Here is a 12,728-nt window from a genome sequence, read left to right as displayed (position 1 = left end):
GTGCTGTATTATTGACATCAACTCCTTGTAGCTTGTTTGCATTCCATTGTGCAATGGTTGTTTGCGCATTCAGCAATCCTCCGCTTAAAGTTAAGCCAGTACCTGGATTTACTTCTAATTCACCTGAATTATAGGCTAATCCTGAATTGGATGAAAGGGCAGTTGCTATGGTCGTTCCTGAAATATTGATACCATTTCCAGCAGTATAGGTGTTTACTGCATCAGCAGTAGCTTCCCATTGAGAATTTGTATTGTTCCACTTCAACACTTGACCATCGGAAGGTGTCAATGAAGGATTAATACTTGTTCCGTATAAGCTATTTGCATTCCATATGGCAGCATTGCTGTCTGCATTGATTACACTTCCAGCAATCGTAATTCCTGTACCTCCTGTGTAGGTTGAACCTGCATTATCGGTTCCAATTTCCCACTGACTACTTGTTCCATTCCATTTAAGGATATCTCCATTTGTAGGAGTTAATGAATTGGAAACCGCTGTACCATATATTTGATTTGCATTCCACTGAGCAATGGTTGTTTGTGCATTCAGAAGTCCACCACTAAGCGTTAAACCAGTGCCTGGATTCACTTCCAGTTCACCTGCATTATAAGCCAATCCTGAGTTTGATGAAAGGGCAGTTGCTATGGTTGTTCCTGAAATATTGATACCATTTCCAGCAGTATAAGTGTTTACAGCATCAGCTGTTGCTTCCCATCGAGAATTCGTATTACTCCATTTCAATACCTGCCCATCTGAAGGTGTTAAAGAAGGATCAATGCTTGTTCCATACAAACTATTTGCATTCCAAATAGCTCTATTGCTATCGGCATGGAAAGTATTTCCTGTAAGTGTCATCCCTGATCCAGCTAAATAAGTAGATCCACTTGCTGTAGCGGCTTCCCATTGGCTGGATGTTCCATTCCAAGTTAATATTTGTCCAGCTGTAGGGCTTAAGGCATTTGAAACAGCGGTTCCGTATAATTGGTTTGCATTCCAAATTGCTCGGTTACTATCCGCATCGAAAATGGTTCCATTCAGTGTCATTCCTGATCCTGCTGTATAAGTAGATCCACTGGCAGTAGTCGCTTCCCATTGACTGGATGTTCCATTCCAAGTTAATACTTGTCCAGCTGCAGGGCTTAAAGTATTTGAAACAGCGGTTCCATAAAGTTGGTTTGCGTTCCAAATTGCTCGGTTACTATCTGCATCGAAAGTAGTTCCGTTCAGCGTCATTCCTGATCCTGCTGAATAAGTAGCTCCACTAGCTGTAGTAGCTTCCCATTGATTGGAAATTCCATTCCATGTTAAAACTTGACCAGCTGCGGGGCTTAATGTATTTGAAACAGCAGTTCCATATAATTGGTTTGCATTCCAAATTGCTCTGTTACTATCTGCATCGAAAGTAGTACCAGTAAGCGTCATTCCAGCACCAGCTGAGTAAGTAGCACCACTGGCAGTAGCTGCTTCCCACTGACTGGAAGTTCCATTCCACGTTAGCACCTGATCTGCAGATGGAGCAAGACCACTTGAAACAGCAGTTCCATAAAGTTGGTTAGCATTCCACTGAGCAATGGTTGTTTGTGCATTCAGTAATCCTCCGCTTAGTGATAAGCCAGTACCTGGATTTACTTCTAATTCAGCAGCATTAAATGCTAAACCACTGTTGGAAGATATAACAGTACTAACAGTTGTGCCCGTAATATCAATTCCATTACCAGCGGTGTATGTTGTTCCTGTATTATTATCAACACCCAATTCCCAGGTGCTGGTTATATTATTCCATTTAAGAATTTGCCCATCAATAGAAGGTGCTGTTGCAGTAAGAGTTTGTCCTTGCAAGCCAATGACTGATGGATTTGGATAAGTACCTGAAAGGTCTCCACCAGCTGCAGTTGAGTTTGTAATATCGTCAGTGCTATTGGTATCACCAGTATTGGTAAAAGTTACTGTGGAACCCGTCTGACTAATATTCATTCCAGCACCGGAAACAAAAGTTGTTGCACCTGTAACTGCAAAAGTTGCAGGTTTCCAAACACCTGCTGTTGAGTCAAATAATAAAACCTGATTGTTTCCGGGAGTTGCAGATGAAATGCTAACGCTTTGAAGTTTGCGAGCATTCCATAAAGCTGTTTCATTATCGGCATCTATAGTTAATCCAGTTAATGTAATTCCTGTTCCTCCAACATAGGCATTAACATTATCTGTTGAAGCGACCCATTCTGTACCAATATACTTGAGAACATCACCACTTGCAGGAGTTAAGGTGTTTGAAATAGCAGTACCATATAGTAAATTAGCATTCCATTTTGGGGCTGCGGTGTCTGCATCTATTGTTGTTCCTGTAATATCAATTCCTGAACCACCTGTATAGGTAGTTCCTGCATCTGCAGCTACTTCCCATTGATTGGATGTCCCATTCCATTTTAGAATTTCTCCATCAGCAGGGCTAATAGATCCGGCTACAGCTGTTCCACTAATTTGATTTGCATTCCACATGGAAGTAGAAGCATTCGCATCAATAGTTGTTCCTGTAATGGTGATTCCTGTTCCTGATGTATAGGTATTTCCTCCATCAGTAGCAGCTTCCCACTGATTTGATGTTCCATTCCATTTGAGAATTTCGCCATCTGCAGGAGCCAGTGTGCTTGTGATAGCGGTACCATATAATTGATTTGCATTCCATAAAGCACGATTACTATCAGCATTAAAAGTTGAGCCATTAAGTGTCATACCGCTTCCAGCATTATAAATGGTTGCTGTATTGTTATCGACACCCAATTCCCATGTAGAGGTTAAGGTATTCCATTTTAAAACTTGCCCATCTGCGCTGGGAGCTATATTTGTTAGCATAGAACCCTGTAATTGATTGGCATTCCAAATTGCTTTGTTTGAATCTGCATCAATATTTGTCCCACTTACTGTAATGCCAGCACCACCGCTAATTGAAGTAATTCCCACATTATCGCTTGCTATTTCCCATGAACTGCTCAGGCTATTCCATTTTAAAATTTGGCCATTAATTGGCACACCAGCTGAAACAGGATTTCCCTGAATACCAACTACAGTTAGGTTAGCGTAATTTCCATTTACATCGCCACCAGCAATTTGCCAACTTGAATTTCCAAAAGAATCAGAAATCAATACAGCTCCATTTGCTGCACCTGTTTTTAGTTTCAAACTATTAGCTTGAATTTCCAAAGCTTTTAATGTGTCCAGACTGAGCACACTTGGTTGGGGATAATTTTTAACAGAATCAGCAAAAAGCGCATAAGGCACCGATAAAAATTTTGTTGTACCCATGTTTATCAAGCCATTGCCAAAGTCAACCCGCACTTCCAGAAAATAGGAATTGGATCCCCAAGGAATGTTTTTAAAGCTTGATAGCAAACCGCTTCCAGTTGTAACACCATTGCCAATAATAAGGTTGAAAAGACCATAATCATTTGTTCTTACATTGTGTCCTTCCTGCCATTCGATAATACCTGAGGCAGATCCTGATCGGATTGAAACTTCTACAACCAGATTTTTATTAACGATAGCTCGGCCATCGTTATCTCTTGCTACTGCTTGATAATTAAAACCTTTTGGAATTGATTGTGCTAATAGTCCAAAAGACATGACACTCAGAATAAAGAGGATCACTATTTTATGTACGCTGGTTTGTACGTTTATTTTCATCGTATAATTCTTTAAAAATTATCTAATCTTAATTACTTTGAAATCAGTGAAGTGCTTCTGAGAAACTGGATCATGGATTCGAATAAAATAAGCTCCATGTGCTTCACTTGATAAATCAATTGATATATTTTCCCCATCAGTTGTTGAAAAACGTTTCAATGATGGACTTAGCTTTTGCCCATATAAATTATATAAGTCTACCTGACATTGCTCACTTAAATTGTCGCTACGTATACTAATGTTTACAATATCCCTGGTTGGATTGGGAAAAACATTAATGCTGATTTCGGCATCAATAGTTGTATTAACACTGGTGAAATACAAACTTGGAGGCTGATGAAAGCCTTGTGTGAGTGTATAATTGCCGTTACTTTCAGTAGAAACGACTAATTCTCCAACTGTAAAAGCAAGACGTTTTTCTCCATTAGATACATCTCTCCCTGCCGATGCTATAACAACAGGAGCAAGTTCCTGTGCTTGCAAATTAATGATCAGCAATAATAGAAGAGTAATTCCGAAGAATTTCTTCATGAATTATTATTTTGAATTTTTCCACAAATATATCCAACCAAACACCGCATTATCTTTCAGTGTACTCTTTACACGTAATGCATCGTTATAGGTTGGGTACTTTCCTACATATATATAATAGAAGTCTCTGACCTCATTATAAATCATTTTTACTTCAAGACCTTTAATACGCCAAATTTCGATAGATTTTTCGGCATTTTCAGGAATCTTAAACGCTTCTACGACAACAAAGAATTGTCCGCCAACTTCCTGCAATTGCTTTTCAATATCTAAAATTTCCTCATCAATTTCCTTTTCTTTGGCAGCTTTTTGCTCTTCAGTATAGTTCTTAATATTGGCCATTTCCAGCTCTGCATCGCTTAAGCGTTGCTGTAATTGATCAATTTTTGCAATTGCCTTGGCTCTTTCTGCTGCGGCAGCTTTCTGCTCTTCTACCAATTCATCTTTCAATTTTTTCGATTCTGATGCAAGTGAGTCAGACTTTTCGGTAAGAGCAAGTTGGTTTTCTTTGATTTTCTTGATTCCTCTTCCTAAAAACAATCCCAATGTAAACTCATGTGTTCCATCGGATTGAGCTGTCATACCTTTTCCCATCATTTCATAGGTATAATTAAGAGCCATTTTTTTATTGACATTGAATCCCGCACTCAGTCCAATGTTACCTTCTCTACGATAAGAGGCTCCAAGCCAAACTTGTTCTTTGTATTTAAAAAGAGAAGCAAATTCGAAATTAACAGGAGCATATTCAGTAAAACGCACAATTCCAAATGGTTCAATTTTAAAGTCATCGGTAATGGTGATGTCGTAAGAGGCATGTCCCACATAATGTCTTCTCAATAAATATTCGTCAATATTATTCTCAGAATTGAACCTACTTCTGTTGTTTAATAAATAAGGAGCATTAAATCCAACATACAAACCTTTAAAATTATAAAGGACAGATGCACCTGCATTCAAAACTGTTTCGTTTTGTGTAACACGATTGTCTAAAACCGGATCAAGTGGATTGTCAATTACCACATCATTAAGATTAATGCTGTGTTCATATAAACGGCCTGAAAGTCCGAAAGAAATGATATGCTCATCAGCAACTTTTAGCTGATAGGCATATGTAAGCCCTGCATATAGTCGGGTAAACATGCCTTCCTGATCAGAGATTATTTCCCCACCAATGGCAATCTTATTTCCTAAGGCGGAGTGAGCTGAAAACATTTTTGTTATAGGTGTACCTTCTACACCAACCCACTGATTTCTATAACCGGCAAATGCATTTATTCCTGATTCCAAGCCAGCATAGGATGGATTGAGGGAATATTTATTAATCAAATATTGATTGTTAAGCGGTAATTTCTGGGCATAAACAGAAATGCTCATGCCAATTATTAGTGCGATCAGAATTCCGTGCTTTTTCATGTATTGAGAATTTAGGTTCTTACAAATATTTTGAATATTGACTATCGAATGATGTTTAAACTTCCTTTTTGAACATCGTCAATTTTTGTTCTAATGATATAATAATAGGTGCCTTCAGGAAGTTTTTGACCATTGAAAGTAGCATCCCAATCATTTTGGTAATTGGTGCTGCTATACATTACGTCACCCCATCTGTTGTAAATGTTAACCTCAACAGGTGCATAAAAAGGCAAATCGTATATGATCCACAAATCATTGATATTATCTCCATTCGGTGTTAACACTTCGTTGGCTTTGAACTCTGTGACATTGATAAGACTTATCAATGTAGAATCTTCGGCTGAACAGTTATTCGTATCTACTACACGAACTGTATGAACTCCAGCAGAATTTGCAATGATGGCTGCAGATGTTTGTCCTGTTGACCAGAAAATACTATCGTATGGGCCTGGTCCGGCTGTAATGGTTACGCTTGAACCACTATAAAAAGTAGTATCTCCACTGAAAAGTAAATTTAAAGCAGGTGAAGGATGTATAGTTACACTTTTGGTAACAGTGTCGCGACAAGCTTTGTTTGAAAGGGTAATTAATCGGACTGCATAAGTTCCATCCAGCGCATAGTAATGTCTGTGGTTGTCTTTAATAATGGCGTCTGTTCCATCTCCATAATCCCATAGATAATTGATCACAGTGTCATTGAGTATCACAGTGTTATTGGTAAACAAGGTCGAGTCTCCAATGCAATTATCAGAAAAGCTGAAATCTGCACTTGGTTGGAAATTAACTTTAACGGGCTTTACAACAAAATCAAAACATCCTTTGTTAGTAACCACTGCATGACCTACTAAAATGGTACCGGCAACAGCAAAATTAGTAATCGCGTTAGTGTTGCTATCATCTGGATTTCCATCGTTATCAAAATCCCAATAATACTTGACAATGGTATCTTTTACAATAGTAGATTGATCAAGCAAAGAAGTGGCAACTCCCTGACATGCTTCAGTAAAGGAGAAGTCAACAATAGGTATTTCATTTACGGTAACACTTTTATATATAGTATCCACTGAAGAAGCGGTGGTTATCATCATTCCTACATTGTAAATTCCAAAAGAAGGGAATAAATATTTTACAATTGGCCCTGTGGCATTGGTAAATACATTGTCGTTATTCATGTCCCAATCAATTGAAAGAATTGGGCTTCCACTGATGGTTGTATCCACAAATATCATAGAATCTCCATCGCAAACTTCAAAAGAAATAAAGCCTAAATTTAGTGGTGAGTTTACATACATATTACTTGTTATGGAGTCGGAACAACCATCGACACTAACTACATTGAGTTTAACAGGATAAGTTCCAATAGCAAGATAACTGTGAGTTGGACTAGCAGTAGAAGATGTATCTCCATCGGCAAAATTCCAAAGATATGTTAAAGCTGAAGGAGGTGTAATACTGGATGTATTTGTGAAAATAAAACTATTTCCTCCAAGAGCCTGAGTTGAATCATTAACAGTAAATCCTGCAACAGGATCCGGATACACCATCATATTCATTGAAATTGAATCGGTATCCGTAGTTGTGGTAAGCCTCATTCCGATGGCAAAAATTCCTGAAGTAACAAATGAATAATTTACCGTATCGCCTAATGCATCAGCTATATTATCTCCATCAAAATCCCATTCAATAGAAACAACAGGAGAACAGCTAATGGAATTATTGATAAATGTAAAGGCGTTTCCAGATAAACACTGATCAGTGTCGTTTGTGTTAAATCGAGCAACAGAAGTGGCATACACATAAGCCATTTTCGTAATGGAATCAGAACATCCACTATCTGATACGGCAATCAATTTTACAGTATAATTGCCACTGGCAATGTAATTATGTGATGGGTTTTGAGCTGTATCAGTTGATGCATCTCCAAAGTCCCAATTATAAGTTAATACCCATGGGGATGGGATAGTAGAATTATTGGTCATTTTAAAGGTATCGGCAGTACATGCCAGACTATCAGCAAAAATAAAATCAACTACTGGTTGAGGATATATGTTTGCATTCATGATTGTTGAATCAATACAGCCCATATCACTGGTTGCCAGAAGTTTGACAGGAAAAGCTGCTTGTGTCAGATATGTATGAACAGGTGGATTGGTAGCAGTAGAAGTGTCACCATCACCATAATTCCAAAGATACGAAACACTGCCAGGGCCTCCCAAAACAGTTGTATTATTGAATGCAAAGCTGTTAGCTGCTAGACATTGGCCTGAATCGGTTGTGAAAGCAAACGAGGAGGCTGGTGTGGCATATACATACATGGTTTTATAGATGGAATCTACACCACCAAGTGTTGTTGTTACTTTAAATCCTATCTGGTAGTTCCCAGGTGTAGTAAAAATATGGGTTAATGGACTTTGATTTACGGAGTCCCCAAAAACACCATCGCCATCTAAATCCCATGAAAAGTTTAAAACAGGATCGCACATGAGCGAATTGTCAGTGAATAAAAAAGAATTACCGAGCAAACATTGTGAGGTGTCGTTGGCGATAAAATCAACAACTGATGCTGTTAGTACTTCTGCATTTTGAGTTATTGAATCCATACATCCTGAATCTGAGGTGGCAATTAACTTGACTGAAAATGTGCCTGCAGAAAAATAGATGCAATTGGTATCAGTTGCTGTATTAGAAGTTACACCATTGCCCAAATCCCAAAAATAAGTCATGGATCCTGAAGCCAAAGAGGATGCATTTGTATACGTAAAGAAATTGCTACTCAAACATTGTTTAGGAAAATCAATATTGAAGTTAGCAGTTGGTTGTGCACGAGTTAAAACAGTTTTATAAATAACAACGGTGTCAACATTTGTAATGACCTGTAAGCCAACAGTGTATGACTGGTAAGCAGGAAATAGCCATTTTACAACGGCTCCTGTATCATCTGTAAATAAGCCATTACTATCAATATCCCAGTTTAGCTGGAGTATTGTGTTTGTACTTGTTGCCAGACTGGTGAGAGTTGTTGAGTCGCCAAAGCAGGCGGTGTTAAATTTAAATTCTGCGACTGTTTGACTGCTTGCGCCAAGAGCAAAAAAGCCAACAAAAAATAGTGCAAGTATTAACTTTCTCATGTATTGTATTTTTAATTTGATACTTTTTGAAGTAGTATTGTTACCAGGAGTTTTCAAAACAAATAATTAAACTAGTATAAAAATTCCTTTTTTATCTAAAATAGCTTAAACAATGCAAGTTACTAAGAAAAATGCAAATATGTCTAATTCTCATTTTATAAGGAATTTAATTCATAAACAATAGGTTAATAAGTGTTGCAACCGGGAAAGATTACAAGTAAATATTAGCTAATTAAAAGACTGTTTTTTTTAGCATTTAAGTTTTCAAAGAACGCTGCCCAAATATATAATTTAATATTCCTTTCAGGAGGCAAAACTGCTTTATCCAAAAATAAGAGCATTTCTGGGCTAAACCGAAGCAATGCGAATAGACTAAGCTGCAAATTGAAATCCAATCCCGTTTTTTCAATTAATTTTTCAACTTGTTCAGAATTTCGTAATGCATCTAAATCATTTGTAAGGTATTCAATATCAGGGGAATCAAAATCTTCTATATAAGCAAACGAATATTCAAAAAGATCGAATAGTATGGGGTATTTGGGATCTGCATTTTCCCATTTTAAGAGATGTATTCTTTCTTTGGTGTAAGCAATATTTGAAGGTGTCAGGTCCACGTTTACTAGTGAAGTGGGCACTGTTTGTTTCATGTCAAGACCATTCAGGACAAGAACCAATTCCTTAAATACTTTGACATAATTAATGATGCTAAGTCCTCTGGGAAACTTCTTTTTTTCGATTATTGTTTTTAAATGATCAAGAATTTCGGGTATTCGGCTATCTTTTATCAAGCTTTTGATTTCCTGCTCATCTTGCTTTAGTTGAATATATTCAAAAACAGCTTTATTAAAACGTTCGTTAATTAGCTTTTGGATCCCAAAATAACCCATTTGTTTAAAAGTTGACTTGTAAGTCAGCAGCATGCCATCTGGGTATTCTTTTGAAACAGGAACTTCAAGGTGTTCAAATCTTTTGGAATTTAGATTTTGAAGAATAGCGTGTTCGTTGGCTAGCTTCTTTCTCCCTTTGACATTAAAGCCTCTTTTAGCAGAAAAGATCCATTTATTATTGGTATAATATTTTGCAAGAATAACCCCACTCGAAAAAGAAGGTCGAATATTGACTGAAAAACTCTCATATTGCTTGTTTTCAAGGAATGAGAATAAATAGCGTTCTTTTAGTAACACCTGCATTCGACCTTTTGCAACGCTTCCAATAAAGCCTAATTTCAGGCGAATAAAGTTGATTAGAAAAGGAAATACAGAGAAAAAATTATTTACATCAACCAGTGTTTTATTCTCGTCTGTATCAGATAAAAAATCACCACGGGTGTATTTCTCAGATAATATCCATTTCAATCGACCACTATCATCTGTGTGATAATGAAGTTGTGTATGGTAAAAGTCGGTTGATGTTTCAACTTTTTTATTGAAGGAGATAAGTCCCTCAACTTTTGAAAAATCAATTGGAAAACTGAAAGTGCTGGCTCCTGAAATATTGATCAAAAAGTAGCTTTTATTGAGCTTGGCAAGGCTTTCTACTTCTTTTCGCTGTCGTACAAAATGCAATCCGGTTTTTACATTGCTAATACAAACATTGCCGGGATCCAATACAAAAACCTCTTTTGGATTGGCAAAAACAAACCGGCTAATCAGGTAAAGGTCGCTTTCTAATAAGTTCATAGGCTGGTTAAATACAAAGCAAAAATAGAATGCTGCTCTGAATCATGCAAGTAGACTGTAAATGAATGCATAAATTTATTTTTAAAAAAATTGTTGGAGATTAAAAATTAATCTATTTTTGCAGCGCTATTTAAAACGCTAAATAGGAAGCAGAAAATAATGGTTTGGTAGTTCAGCTGGTTAGAATACATGCCTGTCACGCATGGGGTCGCGGGTTCGAATCCCGTCCAGACCGCTAAAAGCCTTGAGAAATCAAGGCTTTTTCTTTAATTAACTCTATATAAATCAATGAGATAGGCTGTTGGAAACTTTAGCCTATTTTTGTTTTACACACAGTTTTGCACACAAAACAACGAACGTAACCCTTCATTTCAAATCCTCGTGAAATATAGAATCTCAATCAAATTAAGTAATTTTGTAATCGTTAGTCAATTCTACCTTGACAAGGTCACGGGCTAACAATTTGAATTAATGCCCAAACGGTTTGCAATTGTATTTTAAAGAACTTCATAATTTGGTTAGATATTATTTTAATAAAAAATTAATTTGATGCTATGCATGAAACAAAGAAAATAAATCTAGAAATATTTTCAGACAAGGAGTTTGAATTTTATTCAAGTATTGAGCAATTGTTGACAATTGGAGATAACACAAATGTTGATGTTAAAGATGTTTTGAAAACATTACAATCTAGTATCGTTTATGAACAAGAATTGTTAGAAAAGTTACCTGTAATAACAGAAATTGATAATCCGGAAAATCCTGCAAGACAACAAATAATGAGTATTTATTCAAGGTTAGAGTTGTATAAGAAGAACTCTCCTTTTTATAAAGTAATATTATGCAGCAATTTTGAAGAATTTCAACTCAGTAATACATATAATAAATTGTCTCTTCTTTTATTGCTATTGAACTTAAGAGTAATGCTAAAAGGAAAAGAGCATTCGTTAGTTTATAAAATAATAATAAATAAGCTCACAACTTTTATATCAATAATCCCAGTACTGATTGCAAAAGCTTTGGAGAAAGGACTAAATTCAGCTGTTAATAAGGCATTCCGTCCGCAAATTATACAGCAAATTGTAGATAAAATTCCTCCTGCTAAAGCATCTTTTAGTGAAAAAGATGGTTTACGCTTTCAGTCTCCTGAATTAACTTTTGAGAAATTTGAATATTTCATTGAGAATGAAGGTAAACTGAAAAAGGTTAATATCGACTTTGAACAAGAAGAAGCAACTCTTCCATACTTTATTGCATTCAATGAAGAACTAGTAAAGATTGATGTATGTGAAGATGAATTTGAAATATCGTTATATGAAAATACAGAAAAACCACCTAACGAGATAGAAATACTAGACCTACTTATAAAAACTTCAGTCAAATTACCAATAGAAGAACTGGAAAATAGTATTCAGGAAAAAGGTGATGGTAATTTTGAACTTGATTTCACAAAAATAAACATGAACCCAATAATTAATATTTTAGTTGGACATGATGAAGAAAAAGAGGAAGAGGAGCAATTACAACTTTCTGAATCAGATGTTGAAAAGACTAATGAGTTTAGGGTTGAATTATTCTCAACCTTTGATGAAATGATAAGCAGTTTAATTAAAAATCCATCTAATAAATCTGAAACATTAAGCTTTAGAGATGCTGTTATTTGTGCTATTTATGATGTTTTGTACGAAGAACATCCTACTATTAGCAATCATGTCAGATATACAATAACTGGTGTTATTTGTTCTGAGATGCAAGTATTAGACAATGAAGATCAGCATGACTCTTCAGACAGATATGGCAGTTTTAATAAGTATCTTAAAAGTACTGTCGAGAATGTTATTAAGAAAAATAGATAGTATTTCTATCAATCTACACAAAGACATAACCTAAAACTTTTTTTGTTTTAGGCTACCCTAAAAATATTTTAAAAATTTGCTAATCGACTGAAAAACAGTGTTTTAAATTGCGTTTTTTATTTTAATTCATTTTAAATCTAATCGTAATGAAAAACAAAGATTTTTTAGATTCGTCTTTCGATCAATTAGTTTTGATACCGAAAAGACAGCTTGACGAGATTCAACTTGTTCAAGAAAAAATTCTTAATGCAATTAGCAATAAGGAGTTTAAAAGTCCAATAAAAGGGGCAATTGCAAACAAATGGGTATTTCGGAGTAACCGTGCCACTCATTTCGGTCTAATGGTGCCACTCTATAAGAACATACAATGTTAAAAAAAATCATTCAAAATTCTTCAAAATATCTTTTCGTAAAGACTCTCCTTTCAGGTCAATCCTATGAG

General features: G+C 36.0%; 6 protein-coding genes and 1 tRNA gene. 2 read left to right on the top strand and 5 right to left on the bottom strand.

Annotated features, from left to right (window positions below; genetic code table 11):
- From HOG71_06455 to HOG71_06435, 5 genes are all read right to left on the bottom strand, one after another.
- Window positions 1-3,679, bottom strand: a 3,679-nt coding sequence (locus HOG71_06455; GenBank protein MBT5990477.1) for a hypothetical protein, incomplete at its 3' end; no start/stop codon positions are given.
- An 18-nt stretch (window positions 3,680-3,697) separates the two neighbouring features.
- Window positions 3,698-4,210: a T9SS type A sorting domain-containing protein gene (locus HOG71_06450; protein ID MBT5990476.1), complete on the bottom strand. Its 513-nt coding sequence runs from the start codon at window positions 4,208-4,210 to the stop codon at window positions 3,698-3,700.
- Window positions 4,211-4,216: 6 nt separating this feature from the next.
- A complete protein-coding gene (locus tag HOG71_06445; GenBank protein MBT5990475.1) occupies window positions 4,217-5,623 on the bottom strand; it encodes a PorP/SprF family type IX secretion system membrane protein in 1,407 nt (468 codons plus the stop codon).
- A 41-nt stretch (window positions 5,624-5,664) separates the two neighbouring features.
- Complete coding sequence (locus tag HOG71_06440) at window positions 5,665-8,751, bottom strand: PKD domain-containing protein (GenBank protein ID MBT5990474.1); 3,087 nt, start codon at window positions 8,749-8,751, stop codon at window positions 5,665-5,667.
- Window positions 8,752-8,975: 224 nt separating this feature from the next.
- Complete coding sequence (locus HOG71_06435; protein MBT5990473.1) at window positions 8,976-10,430, bottom strand: hypothetical protein; 1,455 nt, start codon at window positions 10,428-10,430, stop codon at window positions 8,976-8,978.
- Between the two features lie 161 nt (window positions 10,431-10,591).
- On the opposite strand from HOG71_06435, the gene HOG71_06430 reads away from it, so the two are divergent.
- Window positions 10,592-10,665 (top strand) — tRNA-Asp (locus HOG71_06430).
- Window positions 10,666-11,062: 397 nt separating this feature from the next.
- Complete coding sequence (locus HOG71_06425) at window positions 11,063-12,286, top strand: hypothetical protein (protein MBT5990472.1); 1,224 nt, start codon at window positions 11,063-11,065, stop codon at window positions 12,284-12,286.
- Window positions 12,287-12,728: the final 442 nt, after the last annotated feature.

This window comes from Bacteroidota bacterium, from assembly GCA_018698135.1.
In the GTDB taxonomy this organism is placed as follows: Bacteria; Bacteroidota; Bacteroidia; order CAILMK01; family JAAYUY01; genus JABINZ01.
The sequence above is the reverse complement of the archived record's forward strand: the minus strand, read 5'-3'. Positions and strand labels throughout refer to the sequence as shown.